The organism is Bradyrhizobium arachidis (assembly GCF_015291705.1).
GTDB classification, from domain to species: Bacteria; Pseudomonadota; Alphaproteobacteria; order Rhizobiales; family Xanthobacteraceae; genus Bradyrhizobium; species Bradyrhizobium arachidis.
Genome location: NZ_CP030050.1, coordinates 5,535,352 through 5,552,491 on the forward strand (window position 1 = coordinate 5,535,352; position 17,140 = coordinate 5,552,491).

Genomic DNA, 17,140 nt, shown 5'->3' on the forward strand with positions numbered 1-17,140 from the left:
CTCCTGCCAGATGCCGCCAGCGCGCCAACAATCCGTTGACGATTCGCAACTGCCTCTGGAAATCCGTCGCCGTTCTTCCTACGTTCGCTGCCATACCCATCGGCGCCGATCCCGGTTCCGGGCGAAGCGTGCCTTTTCGTTGGCGCGATCGCGCGCTTTTGGGATTCCTTGAGGGCAACTCGGATGGATGAAGTGATCAAGGCGAAGCGCCAACAGCAGAACGCGGGCTCGAGCCTGCGCGCAATTACGATCCGTGGCGCGCGCGAGCACAACCTCAAGAACATCGACGTCGAGATTCCCCGCGACAAGCTCGTGGTCTTCACCGGGCTCTCCGGCTCCGGCAAATCCTCGCTCGCCTTCGACACCATCTATGCCGAGGGCCAGCGCCGCTACGTCGAGTCGCTCTCGGCCTATGCCCGCCAGTTCCTTGAGATGATGCAGAAGCCTGACGTCGACCAGATCGACGGCCTGTCGCCGGCGATCTCGATCGAGCAGAAGACGACCTCGAAGAATCCGCGCTCGACCGTCGGTACCGTGACCGAGATCTACGACTACATGCGCCTGCTCTGGGCCCGCGTCGGCGTGCCCTATTCGCCGGCCACGGGCCTGCCGATCGAAAGCCAGACCGTCTCGCAGATGGTCGACCGCGTGCTGGCGCTGCCGGAAGGCACCCGCCTCTATCTGCTCGCCCCGGTCGTGCGCGGCCGCAAGGGCGAGTATCGGAAAGAGCTCGCCGAATGGCTCAAGAAGGGCTTTCAGCGCGTCAAGATCGACGGCACCTTCTACGAGCTGGCCGAAGCGCCCAGCCTCGACAAGAAATTCCCGCACGACATCGACGTCGTGGTCGACCGCATCGTGGTCCGTGCCGACATCGGCCAGCGCCTCGCCGAGAGCTTCGAGACCGCGCTGAAGCTCGCCGAGGGCCTTGCCGTCGTCGAGTTCGCCGATGCGCCCGCAGCCGCGCCTGCCGAGGAAAAGAAGAAGACCGCAAAGATCCACGACAAGAGCGGCCCCGAGCGCATCCTGTTCTCGGAAAAGTTCGCCTGCCCCGTCTCCGGCTTCACCATCCCCGAGATCGAGCCGCGCCTGTTCTCGTTCAACAACCCCTATGGCGCCTGCCCGGCCTGCGGCGGCCTCGGTGTCGAGCAGCATGTCGACGAGGACCTCGTCATCCCCGACAAGGAGCTCGCCATCGGCAAGGGCGCGATCGCGCCCTGGGCCAAATCGTCGTCGCCCTATTACACGCAGACGCTGACGGCGCTCGGCAAGCACTACAAGTTCACGCTGACCACCAAATGGAAGGATCTGCCCAAGAAGACGCAGACCGCGATCCTCCATGGGTCGGGCGAGGACGAGATCAAGTTCTCCTACGAGGATGGCGTCCGATCCTACGACACCAAGAAGCCGTTCGAGGGCGTCATCACCAACATCAACCGCCGCTACCGGGAAACCGAGAGCGAATGGGCGCGCGAGGAGCTCGCGAAATACTTCCACGACGTGCCCTGCGGCGCCTGCAACGGTTTCCGGCTCAAGCCCGAGGCGCTCTGCGTCAAGGTCGGGGCTAAGCATATCGGCGAGATCTCGGAGCTGTCGGTCAGGAAGGCCGGCGAATGGTTCGAGACCGTGCCGGCGGCGCTCAACGCGCAGCAGAACGAGATCGCCGGGCGCATCCTGAAGGAGATCCGCGAGCGCCTCACCTTCCTGCTCGACGTCGGCCTCAACTATCTCACCCTGTCCCGCTCCTCCGGCACGCTGTCCGGCGGCGAGAGCCAGCGCATTCGCCTGGCCTCACAGATCGGCTCGGGCCTGACGGGCGTGCTCTACGTGCTGGACGAGCCTTCGATCGGCCTGCACCAGCGCGACAATGCGCGTCTGCTCGACACCCTCAAGCGCCTGCGCGACCTCGGCAACACCGTGGTCGTGGTCGAGCATGACGAGGACGCCATCCGGCTTGCCGACTACGTCCTCGACATCGGCCCCGGCGCCGGCATGCATGGCGGCAACATCGTCGCCGAAGGCACGCCCGCCGAGATCATGCGCAACCCGAAATCGCTGACCGGCAAGTACCTGACCGGCGAGCTCGAGGTCGAGGTGCCGGAGCGGCGCCCGCCGAACCATCGCCGCACCATCAAGGTGGTGAACGCGCGCGGCAATAACCTCAAGAACGTCACCGCCGAGATTCCGCTCGGCCTGTTCACCTGCGTCACCGGCGTCTCCGGCGGCGGCAAGTCGACGCTGCTGATCGACACGGTCTATCGCGCCATCGCCCGCAAGCTGAACGGCGCCAGCGAAGGCGCCGCTCCCCACGACCGCATCGAGGGTCTCGAGCACATCGACAAGATCATCGACATCGACCAGTCGCCGATCGGCCGCACCCCGCGCTCGAACCCTGCGACCTATACCGGCGCCTTCACGCCGATCCGCGAATGGTTCGCGGGCCTCCCCGAAGCCAAGGCGCGCGGCTACGAGCCCGGCCGCTTCTCCTTCAACGTCAAGGGCGGCCGCTGCGAGGCCTGCCAGGGCGACGGCGTCATCAAGATCGAGATGCACTTTCTGCCCGACGTCTACGTCACCTGCGACGTCTGCAAGGGCAAGCGCTACAATCGCGAGACGCTGGAGGTCCTGTTCAAGGGCAAGTCCATCGCCGACGTGCTCGACATGACCGTCGAGGAAGCCGCCGAGTTCTTCAAGGCAGTGCCGCGCGTGCGCGAGACTTTTCAGACATTGCACCGCGTCGGGCTGGATTACATTCACGTCGGCCAGCAAGCGACGACGCTGTCAGGCGGTGAAGCGCAACGCGTCAAACTGGCAAAAGAGCTGTCCAAGCGCGCCACCGGCCGCACGCTCTACATCCTGGACGAGCCCACCACCGGCCTGCACTTCCACGACGTCAAGAAGCTCCTGGAGGTGCTGCACGAGCTGGTGGCACAGGGCAACACGGTCGTGGTGATCGAGCACAATCTCGAGGTCATCAAGACCGCAGACTGGGTCATCGACCTCGGCCCCGAAGGCGGCGACGGCGGCGGCGAGATCGTCGCCTGGGGCCCGCCGGAGGATATCGCGAAGGCGCCACGGAGCTATACCGGCAAGTTTTTGGAGCCGGTGCTGAAGAAGGCGCGGAAGCCGAAGCGAAGGAGCACGAGCGAGGCGGCGGAGTAAGCGAACCGAGCGAAATCCGCCGACAATTGGTCCAAGGGAGATCAAGCTTGTCCGCTGGCTTTGTGCAAACCTACCGCGCCTTCGCCCACAACAATGGCTGGGCGAACCACCGGCTGCTGACTGCCTGCACCGCTTTGAGCCAAGGCGATTTTGAAGCCGAGCGAACCGGCTTTTTCCCGAGCCTGCAGCGTACGCTGAACCACATCTATGTCATCGACCTCTTCTATGTCGATGCGCTGGAGGGTGGATGGCTTGGACCTGCGGCCTGGGAGAACGAAGTCCCGTACCCATCGCTGGCCGCGTTGAAACCCGCTCAAGCCGCGATCGACAGGCGGTTGATCGCAGTCTGCGATGCGCTGACGCCGAACCTTCTCGACGGGGTCGTCAGGATCAACCGAGATTCGCGGATTCAGACCGAGCGCCGCGACCGGCTGCTCATGCATCTCTTTCAGCATCAGATTCATCATCGCGGGCAGGCGCACGCCATGCTGTCCGCAACGGCCGTCGCGCCGCCTCAACTCGACGAATTCTTCGCGGAGGGAGAAGCACCGCTCCGGGCCGCCGAGTTCGCCGAACTCGGCTGGACCGAGAGCACCGTTTGGATATCATAGCGGACGAACCTGGCAGGTTCGCCTGCCCTTGTTACCCGTCGTCAGCTCCCCGGATGCCTCCCTACACCCTCGCCATCTTCGATCTCGACGGCACGCTCGTCGACAGCTTTCCCTGGTTCCTGCGCACCATCAACGACGTCGCCGATCGCTTCGGCTTTCGCCGCGTCGCCGATGAGGACGTCGAGGGGCTGCGGCATGCCTCGACCCGGGAGATCCTTTCCCGGCTCGAGGTGCCCTTGTGGAAGCTGCCGGCAATCGCGCGGCATGCGCGGCGGCTGAAGGCGGAGGCAGCTAGCGAGATTCCGCTGTTCGCGGGTGTCGAGGCCATGCTGCGGACCCTGATCGAGAGCGGCGTGCAGCTCGCGCTGGTGACATCCGACAGCGAAGCCAATGCGCGTGAGAAGCTCGGCGATGCCGCGGCGCTGTTCGCGCATTTCGATTGTTCTGCATCGCTGTTCGGCAAGCCCGCGAAATTCCGACGTGTCATCCGGCGCGCGGGCGTAGAGCCGGGCAAGGTCATCGCGATCGGCGACGAGGTCCGCGACATCGAGGCGGCGCGTGCCGTCGGCATCGCCTGTGGCGCCGTGTGCTGGGGCTACGCGGCCCCGGCGGCGTTGCGGGCGCTTGCGCCGGATCACATGTTCGCGCAGATGGAGGAGATTGCCGAAGTGGTCTGCCGGATTTCGCAGAGCGCCTGATCCGCAATCGCCGCGCACGGCGAAGGGAGACGCCCGATGACACTCACGGACGCAAGCCGCCTCAAGCTCCTGGAGCCGCCGGTCGGCCGGTTGCGGGTCGCGCTCGACACCGACACCTATAACGAAATCGACGATCAGTTCGCGCTCGTGCAGATGCTGTTGTCGAAGGACCGCTTTGATGTCGAGGCGATCTACGCCGCGCCGTTCTTCAATGCGCGCGCGGACAGTCCCGGCCACGGCATGGAGCTGAGCTATCAGGAAATCCTGCGCCTGCTGGAGCGCCTGAACGTCGCGCCGGAAGGCCTGGTTCACCGCGGCGTCACCGATTATGTCGGCCCCGGCAAGACGGCGCGGACGGCCCCCGCCGTGGACGACCTCATCGCCCGGGCGCGCGCGGGCACGCCGGACAATCCGCTCTACGTCGTCGCCATCGGCGCCATCAGCAACGTCGCCTCGGCGCTGCTGAGAGCGCCCGAGATCATCGACCGTATCGTTGTGGTCTGGCTCGGCGGCCATGCGCTGGAATGGCCCCACACGGTCGAGTTCAATCTGAAGCAGGACGTCGGCGGCGCGCAGGTGCTGCTCGACAGTGGCGTGCCGCTCGTCCTCGTCCCGTGCATGGGCGTCACCTCGCGCCTGCACTCGACGGTGCCGGAGATCGAACGCTACGTCGAACCCCACGGCAACATCGGCGCGTTTCTCGCCATGCGCTTCAAGGAATATTCGTCCGACCACATGGGCTGGGCCAAGGAGATCTGGGACATGGCGGCGGTCGGCTGGCTGCTCGACCCCGCGTGGGCGCCGAGCGTGATCATCCCCGCTCCGGTCATCACGGATCAGATGACGTGGAGCGTCGACCGCAGGCGGCATCCGATCCGCTACGTGACCTATGTGGACCGCAACCCGATCCTGAAGGATTTTTTCGTGAAGCTGCGAGACTTCGCTGCGTCAAAGGTGCCGTAGCCCGGATGAGCGAAGCGTTATCCGGGAGCGTCCCGCATGTCGCTCCGCTCATGCGGGCTACAGCCCCCTACTCCGTCTTCCGCAAAAACGCTCCGAACGCGCGCGGGCCGTCGCCGGTCTTGACCTCGCCGATCACCTTCAGCTCGACCGCGTCGATGACATCGAGCGTGTTGCTCTCCCAGCAGGCGACGATGATGCGCTTGGCGTCGGCGGTCGCGTTGATGCCTTCAGGATAGTCGCCGACATTGATGCGCTTGACCGGCTTCAGGCTCGCAAGATCGAATACGCTGACGGTGCCGCCATACTGGTCGGTGACGAAGCCGCGGCCCTGCGCCAGCGCCACCGCATAGGGGCGCATCCCGACCGGCACGCGGCCGATCTCGGCACCCGCGGCGATATCGATCACCGAGACGTCGTCGGAGCCGACATTGGCGGTGTAGGCGCGCTTACCCTCGGCATCGATGGTCACGCCGAACGGGCGGGTGCCGACCTTGATGGTCGCCTTGCGCTGGCCCGTCGCGGCGTCCACGACCGAGACGCTGTCGTCGTCGCGGTCCGCCGAGAGCAGCAGCTTGCCGTCGGGCGTCACCGCGAGCCCCGAGGGCGAAGCGCCGACCGCGATGCTGGCGGTGAGGCGCCGCGAGGCCGCATCGATCACCCGCACCGCCGCCGCATACCAGTCGGCGACATAGACGGTGCGGCCGTCGGGCGCGACCGCAATGCCAAGCGGGCCGCCGCCGACCTCGATGCGGCCCGCGACCTGCCGCGTTGCGGCGTCCACCACCGTCACCGCCTTGGCGTCGGGGCTCGTCACGTAGGCAAAGCGCCCGTCCGGGCTGACGGCAACGCCCGCCGGCTTGCCGCCGATCGGGATGGTCGCAACCGCGCGTGATGTCGCGAGGTCCACGACCATCAGATCGTCGCTGAGCTGGTTGGTGACGAACGCCTCTTCGGCGGATGCGCAGCCGGGAACTGCAATGCAGAGGCTGGCGGTGAGCGCCGCCAGAGCCAGCGCGCGCACGGTCAGCTTCCGCTCTCGATCTTCTTCTTCAGCGCCTCGAGGCCGGTCTTGTAGAGCCCGCTCACCGCGGTCTTGGCGGCTTCGTCGCTCAGCTCCGGCGGCGGATCGTTGTTGGGATAGCCGCGGTAGAACGCACCGGCCCATTCCAGCGTCGCACCCTTGCCGTCCGCGCTCGGCGTCACCGTCAGCGTCGAGGAATAGTTGGTGACCGGCAGCACCTTCACGTCGACGGTGGTGATCCGGTAGGAATAGGTCATCGCGGCCGCGTCGAACTTGTAGAGCTCCTCATCGACCGTGGCGCCGCCGGTCAGCGTCAGCTTCCGCGTCGCGCCGATCTCGTTACCCTTCTCGCCCTCGGTCTTGGTGACGGGCGGAAGCCAGCCCATGTCCTGGAAATTGCCGATCGCCGCCCACACCTTGGCCGGGGCCGCGTTGATCTCGATGGATTCCCGCACCTTCTGCCGGGTCGGCCCGTGGGCCCAGACCGGCTCAAACACAGCCGTCAGAGCCATCCCCGCCACCGCCAGCGCCGCCACCCCGGCGATCGCCGTTCCGCTTCTCGTCCTCATACCGTTTCCTCACTCCTCAATCCGCGCGACTTGGGGCGCGCTGAGGTCATGGTAGCGCATTTTTGGACCATGGCGAGACCGGTTCGCGGCGCGGCTGTGGCGGAGGCGCTCGCCCATCCACACCATCCGTTGCGTTGCCCGACAGGCAACACACGCAAGAGCAAGGTCAATGCACCCAGGCGAAAACAATTCGCTTTATGCGAATTCGGAAATATCGCATGATTTGGACATCCCAGCCCGGGCCGAGGGGCGTATCGCGATCGTCACGACACGCGGGATGGGACGTGGTGGACGCAGGCGGCGTCGGCGCGAAGGCGGTTTGCAGGGCGGTTCACACCGTGAGCGACGGCTAGCGCGCGCACGACCGGTGCAGCCTGCGTACGGCAAAATCGTGTGGTCCCGGCGCCCGGGGTCTGTGCGCCAAGTCCTGCTGTGATGCTGCGGCCCAACCGGGCACGCGCGTCAGCGAGCGGCAAGGCGACGGGGGCAATAGTGCATCGCTCCCCGGGGAGAGCGCGACATAAGCCGTCAAACCTCTGCGCAGGGAAGGCCGGATGTTTGGCTTCACCTGTATGCCGCTGTGCAATTTTTTGTTGCCACCTTTCGCACAGTGGACCGTGGGTGCCCGGCCGGCACCCGGCCTTCCCTGCGCCCTCGGCATTTTCGGGGGCAATCGCAAAGCTCGGGCACGACCTGCCGCGAGAACGGGAAAGTGCGTCCGCGCGCTCAAACACCAAATGAAGGCGAAGCATGTCACCGCAACCTGGGCAGCGCCCGGCTAGAACATATCGGGAACACAATCCTCGCGAAAGCTGCATCTGAGAAACATTTAGAAATAAACAGAAATAGACCCGGCAAGCGTTACTGGGCGCGAACTAACACTTGAGATTGCAGGCCAGAAACGCCCCGAGACGACGTAAGACAGCTTGCTGGCATGAGGCCAGCTCCCACCTCGCGACCCCGGCAATGATTGACGGACGTCCGGGACACTAAAGCCGCGAGGAATGCGCGATGGTCACAACCTATTTCAGCTACAGCTACATCACGCGCAACCTCAAGCAGTCTCTGACGCGCGTCGAACAGCAGACGGACGTCGCGCGAGAGGCCGCCTATTACAAGGCCAACATCGGCAAGGTGAAGACCGTCGACGATTTCATGAAGGACTATCGCCTCTATCATTATGCGATGAAGGCATATGGCCTGGAGGACATGGCCTACGCCAAGGCTTTCATGAAAAAGGTGCTGGAGAGCGACCTCAACGACTCCAAGAGCTTCGTCAACAAGCTGGTCGACAAGCGCTACCAGGAGTTTGCCGCGGCATTTTCCTTCAACGGCACTGCAACGCCGGTCGCGCAATCGGACGACCAGACCGATGAGATGATCGGCCTGTACACCGCGACCAAGAAGAGCCAAGTCGACGCGCTTGCCGACGACACCAACTACTACAACGCCAAGATCGGCACCATCACCAGTGCCGACCAGCTCCTGAACGACGATCGTCTTCGCAACTACGTCTATTCAGCGTTCGGGATCGATGAAAGCAAGTGGCCGCGCGACACGATCAGCCAGGTCCTGCGCAGCGATCCATCCGATCCAAACAGCTACGTCAACACCACATTCGCATCTCAATTGACTGGCCTCAACGCCCAGCTCGCTCAAGCCAAATCGGACGTGAGCGCCACCAATACGAAGATCACCGACTACACGGCCCAACTCTCGCAGCCGGGCGCTGACGTGTCCCAGTTGAAGGTCCAGATCCTGGTCGAAAAATATCACCTGGAATCATACACGAAGAGCGTATCCGACCTCGGCGACCAGATCGCGACGATTGGCAACTTTGTAGACTTGGCCGGCGCGTTCGAATTTTCGCCTGACGGGTCGCTTCCGTCAGGCGTGTCCGCCCAGACTGCTGCAAACGTCACGCTCACGACAAAGGCGTACGACGACAGCAAGTCCGCGGTCTATGCGGCTGCAAGCCCGCTGAACGAAGCTTTCGCCATCAGGCAGTTCAGAACGGCCATCCTCACCATCAATTCGCTCCAGACGTTCGTATCGACTCCAGCCGTGTACGACTTCGCGCTGGGCGCCGTCGGCCTCGATCCCGCAAAGGTCTCGCAGGACACCGTCGAGAAGGTGCTCGAAAGCGACCTCAGCGATCCCAAGAGCTACGTCTATACGCTCAAGGACAATCGCTACGTCGAGCTTGCGCGCGCCTTCAACTTCGACGCAAAGGGCAACCTGACGACGCCCCTGGTGGCTCAGGACCCGGCTGAAGTCCTCGATATTGCGAAGGACTACGTCATTCAAGCAGTGAAGCAGGCAAGCCCCGATCAGCAGAAGGCAGTTCGGGCACAAGCCCAGAAGGACGCGACGTCCTATCAGGAAGCCATCGCTGGCATCGACAGCGTTTCCGAGCTGCTTGATAACCGGAAGATGGTCGATTTCATTCTCGTCGCCAAAGGCTTGGACCCCAAGAAGGTCAGCTCCGAATTTCTCGAGAAGATCTTCGCCTCCGATCTGAGCAATCCCAAGAGCTTCGCGAACACGCAGAGCGATCCTCGCTTTGCTGAAATCGTGGCATCGTTCAACTTCGATAGCAAAGGCAACGTCGCACGCCTGCCGATGATGGGTCCCCAGAAGCGGGATCAATTCCGGGAAACACAGGCGAACTATCTCCAGCAAAGCCTGGAGCAGCAGCAGGGTGAGACGAATCCCGGCGTGCGCCTCGCGCTCTATTTCCAGCGCAAGGCGGGTGAAATCACCTCCGCCTACGACATTCTCGCCGACAAGGCCCTCTCGGAGGTGTTCAGGACCACGTTCGATTTACCTGACTCGATGGCGGCGATGCCGATCGATCAGCAGGCCAAGTTCGTGGACAGATTCATGAAGATCACGGATCTGTCCGACCCCACCAAGGTTGCAAAGCTGTTGAACCGTTTCTCCGCGATGTACGACATCAGAAACAGCCAGAGCACAGGTCAAGGTCAATCCCCCCTGCTCAACCTCTTTCAGGGATCGAACTCGGGGTTAAGTGACTCGACGTACCTGGCCATTGCCAAGCTACGTTCGCACTGATGATCGCTCGGCGATCCCAAAGCGGGATGAGATCAGGATGAATCGTCATCGCGCTTTAGGTTATTAGTTGAGCATGATTTTTTCGGAGAATCGCTGCGCACTTTTCCGGATCATGCTCTAGCCCATGACCTCGAGCACCAGCTCCATGGTCATCAGCACGGGATTGTCGCCACGGATCAAGCGGCCATCCGCGACGCCGCCGGTATAATCGATCAAGGCAATGTCGAGCGCCGCCTCGAGTGCGCCCGAAGCGCCCGGCGCAATCGTCCCCGCCGTCACCGCCAGCTCCGTCGCGAACGGCTCGGTCACGCCGCCATGGGTGAAGCGCGCGCCGATGGTGGAGCCGACGCCGCCGTGAATCTTCGCGCGGGCGATGCCATGCGCGCGGCAGAAGTCTTCGAGGCAGCCGGCAAAATCCTGGTTGGGCCGCAGCCGCAAGGCAAAGGCGCGGCTCGTCGTGCGCGCACCGGTGCTCGCGGAAGCCAAAGGTCCGAACAGCCTAAAGTTGGTCTCCGGATCGACCTCGGCAGTGAACGCTGCGCCATCGAGGCCGAACGCCTCGACCTCGAACGGCTCGGCGACAATGGTCTCGTCCGGCATCATGTGGCCGCCGCTCGCCTTGCCGTCCGCCTCGGTCCAGAGCCCGTGGCAATGAAAGAACGGCGCACCGTCGCGCGAGCCGAGCGTCATGCTGCCGAGCTTGGTGCGCGTCAGGCCGCCCGGCCGAAATGTATCGCTGTAGAACGCCGCGTTCTCGCCGGTCTTCGACAGCGCCGGCATCACATAGGCGAACGGCCCGAGCGTGCCGCGGCCGAAATTCAGCACGCCACCGGCAAATCCCTCCGCCGCAAAGCCGCGGCGCGCGGCTTCCAGCAACGGCAGGCCGGCTTGAAGCGTGAACGCGAAGGCGCGCCCCCTCGCCTCCACCCACTGGATGCGTTCGGGAAGCGGCGCGCCCGGCTGCTTGATATTCCGCATCGCGTACGCTCAGCCCGCCTTCGTCTTGTCGAGATCGAGCAGGCCGCGCGCCTCGAGCTCGTCGCGCACCATCCGCTTCGGCACCTTGCCATAGCCCGACTTCGGCAACGCCTCCCAGAAGAAGAAGCGCTTTGGCATCTTGTAGCGCGGCACCTTCGGACCGAGGAACGCCGCCATCTCGGCCTCGCTCACGGCCTTCGCGCCTTCCCGCGCAACGCAGACGGCGACGCCGACCTCGCCCCAGGTCGCATCGGGCACGCCGAGCACGGCGACTTCGCCGACCGCGGGATGGGTCAATATCTTCTCCTCGATCTCGCGCGGATAGATGTTGGAGCCGCCGGAGATGTACATGTCGGAGGCGCGGCCGGTGATGTAGACAAAGCCTTCCTCGTCCATGTGGCCGAGGTCGCCGGTGCGGAACCAGCCGTTGCGAAACGCTTTCGCATTGGCCTCGGGATTGTCGTAGTAGCCCGCAAGCACCGCAGGTCCGATCACGCAGATCTCGCCGCTCTGGTTGGCTGCGAGCTCGCGGCCCTCATCGTCCTGGATCGACACCTGCATGGCGGTGCGTTCGAAGCCGCAGGTGCCGATCTTCGCATATGGGCCGTCCTCTGGATCGTGCAGTGCCGCCGGCAGAACCGTGATGTTGCCGGTGACCTCGCCCAATCCAAAATACTGCACGATGACCTTGCCGAGCTTCCTCAGCGCAGTCTTCTGATCCTCGCGATACATCGGCGCGCCGGCGTAGATCACGTGGCGCAGCGAGGAATGATCGTATTTGTCGATCGCGGGGTGCTCGACCATCATCTTCAGGATCGTCGGCACCGTGAAGAGATTGGCGACGCGATGCTTCCCGATCAGGCGGAAGGCCTCGTCGATGTCGAACTTCTCGGTCGGCAGCAGCACGGTGCAGACGCCGCGCGCGGTCTGCACCAGCTGATGCACGCCGGCACCATGCGACAGCGGCGCCACCACCAGCGAGGCATCCGCCTCCGTCACACCTGGGGTGAGATCGGCAAGATGGTTGGTGACGACAAAGCCCATCTGGCCGTGGGTCAGTACCGCAGCCTTGGAACGGCCGGTGGTGCCGGAGGTGAAGAAGAACCAGCAGGGATCGTCGTGCTCGACTGCGACGTTCTCGACCGCGTTACCCGCCTTCGACGCGATGGCCTCCGCGACCGACGTCTCGCCGAACGACGCCTTGCCGTCGACGCTCCAAATGAATTCCAGCGCCCCACCCTTCACCGCCGCGGCATGCTCGGGAAAATCGGCATGGCACAAAAATGCCTTCGCGCCGGAGGCCTCGGCGAGATAGCTGACCTCGTCCGGCATCAGGCGGAAATTGGTGGGAACCCAGACCGCGCCGAGCCGGAACGCGGCGAACATCGAGAAGAACATCTCGTCGCCATTCTTGGAATGGACGAGGATGCGATCGCCCTTGGCGATGCCGCGCGCGGCGAGCGCCGCGGCCAGCGCGGAGACCTGCGCATCGATCTCGCGCCAGGTCCAGGATCGGTCACCCCAGACGAAACCGGGGCGCGATCCATGCCGCCGCGCATTCTGGGTCAGCATGTAAGCGAGATTCATGACGCGGCGGGACATGCGCAGGGGCTGCATCGGGCTTCCTCTTCGAGTGCGGTCGGCGCGCAAGCCGCCCGCTCATTGAAGCCCATTTATCGCCATCGCCAGCGACGTAGCAAGACCATCGGCCGCGCGCCTGCCCTACGGCTGCTTGAATGCGAACGGCGTTGCCGTGATCGCCCTCTCCTTGACGCAGGCCTGCGTGCCAAAACCGCCGCAATAGCTACCGTGCAGATCGAAGCGGACGGTGCGCGCGGCGCCACGCTTGATCGGCGGCGCCAGGATCTTGTAGCTGCGGATATAGCCGTCGAACACCGGGCGCACGCTGCCGTCAGGCAGCGTCACCAGGATGGTCATGACGCAGCCGCCGGTTCCACAATAGGTGGTCTCGCGGTCGCCGCATTTGGCGTCGCGGAAATCGACGATGTAGTCCTCGCGGCCATCACCGGTCAGATCGACCTTGCGCACGGTATCCGAGGCGAAGGTCACGACGCCCCCATCCTGGCTCTCGCATTCCTCGTTGGCATAATGCAGCGCCTTCTGCACGGCGGGAGGATAGTCGGCCGGGTTGAACGGCTTCGCATCGTCGGCGCGCGCAGTGGAAGCGAACAGAGCGAGCAGGAGGATGAGATAGCGCATGCGCGTTTGTCGGCGGTGCGGGCACGATCGTTCAGGGAATTTTAAACATGATCAGCGCAACCTTCGCTCAGTTCTCGCGTACAGAGTGCCGCATCATGGTCAAAGCGCCCGCCCTCCTCCTGTTGTCGCTGGCGCTCGCCGGATGTGCCGTCGCCCCGCAAGCCCATCTCGCACCCGATCCCGCCTTCAAGCCTGCACGCTACGCCTGGGACGGCGCCGGCGAGAATCCCAACCAGCCGCGCTCTGCCTCATCGCGTGCAACGCGCGCCGCAGCGGCGGCCGATCGCACCAGATCGCAGGCCGGACTTCAGCCCTATTCTAGGGAATGGTGGCAGGTGCAGGACGGCATCGAGGCCGAGCAGGACGCCAGGGTCAACCGCTCCCTCGTCATCTGCCAGGGTTGCCTCCGCCAACAGCCCCAGCCGGAAGACTCCAGGCTCGCCAAGGCGAGTGATTGAACCGAACGGCCGGTCCATCGGTCTACAGAGGATACGCGCCGGCCACTCCGGCCTGTTGTCGCGCGCCGTCATCTCAGGGACAGTTCATGCTCACCCGTCGGACTTTCGTCGCCGCCTCTCTGCTTGCCGGAATCGCCCCGGCTTTCGCCGAGACTCCCGCTCGCACGGATCCCGTCGCCATCCTGACCGCGATCTATACCCGCGCCGCCAAGGGCAAGGGCGACGGTGGCGCCGCCTTCGTCATCGAGAACAAGGCAGCGAAGTCAAAATACCTCTCCAAATCGCTGGTCACGCTGTGGGCCAAGGCGGATGCGCACACGCCGAAAGGCGACGTCGGGCCGGTCGATTTCGATCCGGTCACCAATTCGCAGGAACCGGACGTGAAGTCGTTCAAGGTTGACGCTGAGAAGATGGAAGCGGACAAGGCGACGGTCGCGGTGACCATCACCGGCCACCGCAACGACCGGAAACCCGCCGACCAGATCGTGCGTTACGACTTCGTGCGCGAGGCCAATAGCTGGAAGATCGACGACATCAAGGGCTCCTCCGACGGCGAAGCCTGGTCGATCCGCAAGATGCTGACGGACTCGCTGAAGAGCTGACCGGAGACGACATGAGCGACGTCATCAACAACAAGGCCCATCACCGCTATGAGCTCGAGGTGGAGGGCCATCTCGCGACCGAGCATTACAAGCTCGACGGCGAAGTCATCACCTTCGAGCATACGGACGTGCCGAAGGAGCTCGGCGGCAAGGGCGTCGGCTCAAAGCTGGTGCAAGGCGCGCTCGACCAGGTCCGCGCGGCAGGATTGAAGCTGATCCCCCAATGCCCGTTCGTGAAGGCGTGGATCGAGAAGCATCCGGAGTACCAGGACCTGGTGAGGCGATGAGGGCACAGGCCCGCCTGTAGCCGGGCGGGCCTGCCGACGTCCACGGCCTATCGCCCGTGCTTGAGCATGTCCTGGTCAGTCAGATCCCAGTCCTGCCACAGCAGCAGCATGCCAAGGAGGACCGTCACCGCGCCGAGGCTGGTGTGGTAGATGCGCAGGAACCCTTCACCGGAATAGCCGAGGAAATAGGGCGAGGCGATGAGCCACAATCCGACCAGGATCGTCGCCACCTCCTGCCAGCGTTGCAGCGCGACATATTCGAGCTGACTGATGCCAAACACGACCAGGCCGACTGCAACCGCGTTCAGGATGACCATTGAGTCTGCGGCGATCGCGGGTTGTTCCTGGATGGGAAACCACGGCGAGACGACGATCAGTGCGCCCAGCACCATCCCGCACCAGTCTTCCCATGTTCGATGAGTATTCAAGAAACCAAAGTCCGACATCGTACCCTCCTACGACAGAGGCATACGTCTGCGGCTGGCGATCATGACACACCGAATATCTAGCGACCCTGCCTGCCGCATTCGGCGTATGTCCTGCAAAAGACGTGGGAGCCGCCGGCGACCGCGCAAGAGCGAATGCGAGGATTATTTCGATGGCCGCCGCGATGTTCGCCGGTCACCAACTCATATCGCGCTGCGGCTACAGGGCCCCGAGCCTCTGAAGCGCCTCGCGCGCGACCGGCAGGCCGGGCTTCAATTCCAGCGCCTTCCTGAAGTCGGCGATCGCGCCCTGCTTGTCGCCGAGCCGAAGCTTGGCCTGGCCGCGATTGTTCCAGGAGAACACGTCGGAGGGATCGTATTGCAGCGCCTTGTCGTAGTCGGCAAGACCGCCCTTGTCGTCGCCCTGGTAGAGCCGGATCATGCCGCGGTTGCGCCAGCCGCGCGCATCGGTCGGCGCAATGCGGATCGCCTCGCCATAGTCGGCGGCGGCGCGGTCGAGTTGCTCGCTGTCGCGATAGACGTTGCCGCGGTCGATATAGGCGAGCAGGCTGGGTGCAAGCTTGATCCGCGTGGTGTAGTCGGCGAGCGCATGCGCCATGTCGTGCCTACGGTAGTAGACCAAGGCGCGATTGGTGTAGGCCGTGGCATAGTTCGGATCGCGCTTGATCGCGGCATCGAAGTCGGCGAAGGCGCCGTCGAGATCGCCCTTGTTGTAGCGGGATTCGCCGCGATTGCTGTAGGCCAGCGCCAGCGAGGGATCGAGCTTGATGGCCTGATCGTAGTCGGCGATGGCGTGATCGAAGTCGCGCTTGAAGCTGTAGACGCGGCCGCGATTGTTGAAGGGGCAGGCATAGTCGGGAGCGAGCCTGACCGCCTCGTCGAGATCCGACAGCGCCGCGTCGAGCTCTCGCTTCTCGGTGAGACCATGGCCGCGATTGCAATAGGCGCCGGCGAGCCGGTGGCCGCTCTCGCTCCTGGTCTCGATCACGGTCGAGCACGCCTTGACCCGCTCCTCCGGCGTGCTGGTCAGCCCGACGCATGCGTCCCAGACCGGACCGCCTTCGGCCGCAGCCGGCAGCGGCGCCGTCGAAGCAAGCGCGGCGAGCAACGCCATGAGGCTGAGCGGGACACGCATTTTCGAGATATCTCCCCTGCGGCAACCTCCCTTGGTCGCACCTTGGCAAGGGCCGGTTCAGGCGCCTAGATCAGGAAAGAGGCAGCGCTTCGGAAGGATATTGCATGGCGGCATCGGTACGCGACAACAAGGAGAAGGGCCGCTTCGAGCTCGACGTTGGCAGCGAGGTCGCCTTCGCCAATTACCGGCTGACGCCGTCGGCGGTGATCATCACCCACACCGAGACGCCGCGTGCGCTGCGCGGCCGCGGCATCGCGTCCGAACTGGTGAAGGGCGCGCTGGAGCTGATCCGCCGCGACGGCAAGAAGGTGATCGCCGGCTGCGGCTTCGTCGTCGATTATCTCGAGCGGCATCCGGAAGATGCCGACCTCGTCGCCTGAAAGCAAAAGGGCCCGCGAAATCGCGAGCCCTTCTCATCCCTTAGCTCAATCCCCTTGGCAATGACCGATCAAGCGGTCAGTGCTTGATTTCCGGCGGCAGCTTGCCGCCATTGGCGGCGAGCTTGGACATCACCTGCTTGTGCAGCCAGACGTTCATGCTGGCGGAGTCATTCATGTCGCCGCTGTAGCCGAGCTCCTTGGCGAGGTCCTTGCGCGCGGCAAGGCTGGAATCGATGTCGAGCGCCTTCATGAGGTCGACGATCGAGGTGCGCCACTCCAGCTTCTCGCCCTTGTGCGCGGCCGCGGCCTTGTCGACGATCGCAGCGACGTCGACCGTTGCCGCCGGCGCGGCAGCAGGCGCCGATCCAGCCGGCGCGGCGCTGGCGGGCGCGCTGGGCGACGGTGCGCTGCCTGCGGGTGCGGCGGCAGCCGGATGGCTGCCGAAGATCGCGCCCATGATTTTCCCGAAAATGCTCATGTCTGCTCCCCGAAAAAGGATCCGTTGGAAGGGCCTTGAGTGGCACTTATAGACGAAGTT

At 64.2% G+C, this 17,140-nt stretch carries 17 protein-coding genes; 9 read left to right on the top strand and 8 right to left on the bottom strand.

Features of this window, described 5'->3' with window-relative positions:
- The first annotated feature begins 183 nt into the window (after window positions 1–183).
- Genes uvrA through WN72_RS25895 form a run of 4 tightly spaced genes read left to right on the top strand, consistent with a single transcriptional unit; the run spans window position 184 to window position 5,431 of the window.
- Complete coding sequence (uvrA, locus tag WN72_RS25880; RefSeq protein WP_092214186.1) at window positions 184–3,159, top strand: excinuclease ABC subunit UvrA; 2,976 nt, start codon at window positions 184–186, stop codon at window positions 3,157–3,159.
- A gap of 47 nt (window positions 3,160–3,206) precedes the next feature.
- On the top strand, window positions 3,207–3,770 hold the full coding sequence (locus WN72_RS25885; RefSeq protein WP_027559286.1) for a DinB family protein: 564 nt from the start codon (window positions 3,207–3,209) through the stop codon (window positions 3,768–3,770).
- Window positions 3,771–3,823: 53 nt separating this feature from the next.
- Window positions 3,824–4,468 (top strand): HAD-IA family hydrolase, encoded by a 645-nt coding sequence (locus tag WN72_RS25890; protein ID WP_092214184.1) that lies wholly within the window; start codon window positions 3,824–3,826, stop codon window positions 4,466–4,468.
- Window positions 4,469–4,504: 36 nt separating this feature from the next.
- Window positions 4,505–5,431: a nucleoside hydrolase gene (locus WN72_RS25895; RefSeq protein WP_092214183.1), complete on the top strand. Its 927-nt coding sequence runs from the start codon at window positions 4,505–4,507 to the stop codon at window positions 5,429–5,431.
- A 67-nt stretch (window positions 5,432–5,498) separates the two neighbouring features.
- Here WN72_RS25895 and WN72_RS25900 read toward each other — a convergent pair whose 3' ends face one another.
- Both WN72_RS25900 and WN72_RS25905 read right to left on the bottom strand, forming a co-directional pair.
- Window positions 5,499–6,452: a YVTN family beta-propeller repeat protein gene (locus tag WN72_RS25900; RefSeq protein ID WP_092214181.1), complete on the bottom strand. Its 954-nt coding sequence runs from the start codon at window positions 6,450–6,452 to the stop codon at window positions 5,499–5,501.
- Between the two features lie 2 nt (window positions 6,453–6,454).
- Window positions 6,455–7,021, bottom strand: coding sequence for an SRPBCC family protein (locus tag WN72_RS25905; protein WP_027559290.1), 567 nt, complete (start codon window positions 7,019–7,021; stop codon window positions 6,455–6,457).
- Between the two features lie 1,011 nt (window positions 7,022–8,032).
- Between WN72_RS25905 and WN72_RS25910 the strand changes: the two genes are divergently transcribed.
- On the top strand, window positions 8,033–10,096 hold the full coding sequence (locus tag WN72_RS25910; RefSeq protein WP_092214179.1) for a DUF1217 domain-containing protein: 2,064 nt from the start codon (window positions 8,033–8,035) through the stop codon (window positions 10,094–10,096).
- A gap of 117 nt (window positions 10,097–10,213) precedes the next feature.
- Here the strand turns inward: WN72_RS25910 and WN72_RS25915 are convergent, their stop codons facing one another.
- From WN72_RS25915 to WN72_RS25925, 3 genes are all read right to left on the bottom strand, one after another.
- A complete protein-coding gene (locus WN72_RS25915; RefSeq protein ID WP_027559292.1) occupies window positions 10,214–11,074 on the bottom strand; it encodes a PCC domain-containing protein in 861 nt (286 codons plus the stop codon).
- A gap of 9 nt (window positions 11,075–11,083) precedes the next feature.
- Window positions 11,084–12,691, bottom strand: coding sequence for an acyl-CoA synthetase (locus WN72_RS25920; protein ID WP_092214177.1), 1,608 nt, complete (start codon window positions 12,689–12,691; stop codon window positions 11,084–11,086).
- Window positions 12,692–12,796: 105 nt separating this feature from the next.
- Window positions 12,797–13,294: a hypothetical protein gene (locus WN72_RS25925; protein ID WP_027559294.1), complete on the bottom strand. Its 498-nt coding sequence runs from the start codon at window positions 13,292–13,294 to the stop codon at window positions 12,797–12,799.
- A gap of 95 nt (window positions 13,295–13,389) precedes the next feature.
- Here WN72_RS25925 and WN72_RS25930 point away from each other — a divergent pair, with 95 nt between their 5' ends.
- From WN72_RS25930 to WN72_RS25940, 3 genes are all read left to right on the top strand, one after another.
- Window positions 13,390–13,752: a hypothetical protein gene (locus WN72_RS25930; RefSeq protein WP_167380705.1), complete on the top strand. Its 363-nt coding sequence runs from the start codon at window positions 13,390–13,392 to the stop codon at window positions 13,750–13,752.
- An 86-nt stretch (window positions 13,753–13,838) separates the two neighbouring features.
- On the top strand, window positions 13,839–14,354 hold the full coding sequence (locus tag WN72_RS25935; RefSeq protein WP_092214175.1) for a DUF3828 domain-containing protein: 516 nt from the start codon (window positions 13,839–13,841) through the stop codon (window positions 14,352–14,354).
- A gap of 11 nt (window positions 14,355–14,365) precedes the next feature.
- A complete protein-coding gene (locus WN72_RS25940) occupies window positions 14,366–14,641 on the top strand; it encodes a GNAT family N-acetyltransferase (protein WP_092214173.1) in 276 nt (91 codons plus the stop codon).
- 47 nt (window positions 14,642–14,688) lie between these two features.
- On the opposite strand, the gene WN72_RS25945 is transcribed toward WN72_RS25940, so the two are convergent.
- Both WN72_RS25945 and WN72_RS25950 read right to left on the bottom strand, forming a co-directional pair.
- Window positions 14,689–15,087, bottom strand: coding sequence for an SPW repeat protein (locus WN72_RS25945; protein ID WP_027559298.1), 399 nt, complete (start codon window positions 15,085–15,087; stop codon window positions 14,689–14,691).
- A 199-nt stretch (window positions 15,088–15,286) separates the two neighbouring features.
- Window positions 15,287–16,222 (bottom strand): tetratricopeptide repeat protein, encoded by a 936-nt coding sequence (locus tag WN72_RS25950; RefSeq protein ID WP_092214171.1) that lies wholly within the window; start codon window positions 16,220–16,222, stop codon window positions 15,287–15,289.
- A gap of 104 nt (window positions 16,223–16,326) precedes the next feature.
- Between WN72_RS25950 and WN72_RS25955 the strand changes: the two genes are divergently transcribed.
- Window positions 16,327–16,602: a GNAT family N-acetyltransferase gene (locus WN72_RS25955; protein ID WP_027559300.1), complete on the top strand. Its 276-nt coding sequence runs from the start codon at window positions 16,327–16,329 to the stop codon at window positions 16,600–16,602.
- Between the two features lie 76 nt (window positions 16,603–16,678).
- Here WN72_RS25955 and WN72_RS25960 read toward each other — a convergent pair whose 3' ends face one another.
- Window positions 16,679–17,080 (bottom strand): DUF3597 domain-containing protein, encoded by a 402-nt coding sequence (locus WN72_RS25960; RefSeq protein ID WP_027559301.1) that lies wholly within the window; start codon window positions 17,078–17,080, stop codon window positions 16,679–16,681.
- Window positions 17,081–17,140 lie beyond the last annotated feature (60 nt).

Excerpts from the sequence above, each read along its gene's own strand:
- uvrA (WP_092214186.1), top strand. The coding sequence starts at position 184 with ATGGATGAAGTGATCAAGGCGAAGCGCCAACAGCAGAACGCGGGCTCG.
- WN72_RS25890 (WP_092214184.1), top strand. The coding sequence starts at position 3,824 with ATGCCTCCCTACACCCTCGCCATCTTCGATCTCGACGGCACGCTCGTC.
- WN72_RS25895 (WP_092214183.1), top strand. The coding sequence starts at position 4,505 with ATGACACTCACGGACGCAAGCCGCCTCAAGCTCCTGGAGCCGCCGGTC.
- WN72_RS25905 (WP_027559290.1), bottom strand. The coding sequence starts at position 7,021 with ATGAGGACGAGAAGCGGAACGGCGATCGCCGGGGTGGCGGCGCTGGCG.
- WN72_RS25910 (WP_092214179.1), top strand. The coding sequence starts at position 8,033 with ATGGTCACAACCTATTTCAGCTACAGCTACATCACGCGCAACCTCAAG.
- WN72_RS25915 (WP_027559292.1), bottom strand. The coding sequence starts at position 11,074 with ATGCGGAATATCAAGCAGCCGGGCGCGCCGCTTCCCGAACGCATCCAG.
- WN72_RS25920 (WP_092214177.1), bottom strand. The coding sequence starts at position 12,691 with ATGCAGCCCCTGCGCATGTCCCGCCGCGTCATGAATCTCGCTTACATG.
- WN72_RS25925 (WP_027559294.1), bottom strand. The coding sequence starts at position 13,294 with ATGCGCTATCTCATCCTCCTGCTCGCTCTGTTCGCTTCCACTGCGCGC.
- WN72_RS25930 (WP_167380705.1), top strand. The coding sequence starts at position 13,390 with ATGGTCAAAGCGCCCGCCCTCCTCCTGTTGTCGCTGGCGCTCGCCGGA.
- WN72_RS25935 (WP_092214175.1), top strand. The coding sequence starts at position 13,839 with ATGCTCACCCGTCGGACTTTCGTCGCCGCCTCTCTGCTTGCCGGAATC.
- WN72_RS25940 (WP_092214173.1), top strand. The coding sequence starts at position 14,366 with ATGAGCGACGTCATCAACAACAAGGCCCATCACCGCTATGAGCTCGAG.
- WN72_RS25945 (WP_027559298.1), bottom strand. The coding sequence starts at position 15,087 with ATGTCGGACTTTGGTTTCTTGAATACTCATCGAACATGGGAAGACTGG.
- WN72_RS25950 (WP_092214171.1), bottom strand. The coding sequence starts at position 16,222 with ATGCGTGTCCCGCTCAGCCTCATGGCGTTGCTCGCCGCGCTTGCTTCG.
- WN72_RS25955 (WP_027559300.1), top strand. The coding sequence starts at position 16,327 with ATGGCGGCATCGGTACGCGACAACAAGGAGAAGGGCCGCTTCGAGCTC.
- WN72_RS25960 (WP_027559301.1), bottom strand. The coding sequence starts at position 17,080 with ATGAGCATTTTCGGGAAAATCATGGGCGCGATCTTCGGCAGCCATCCG.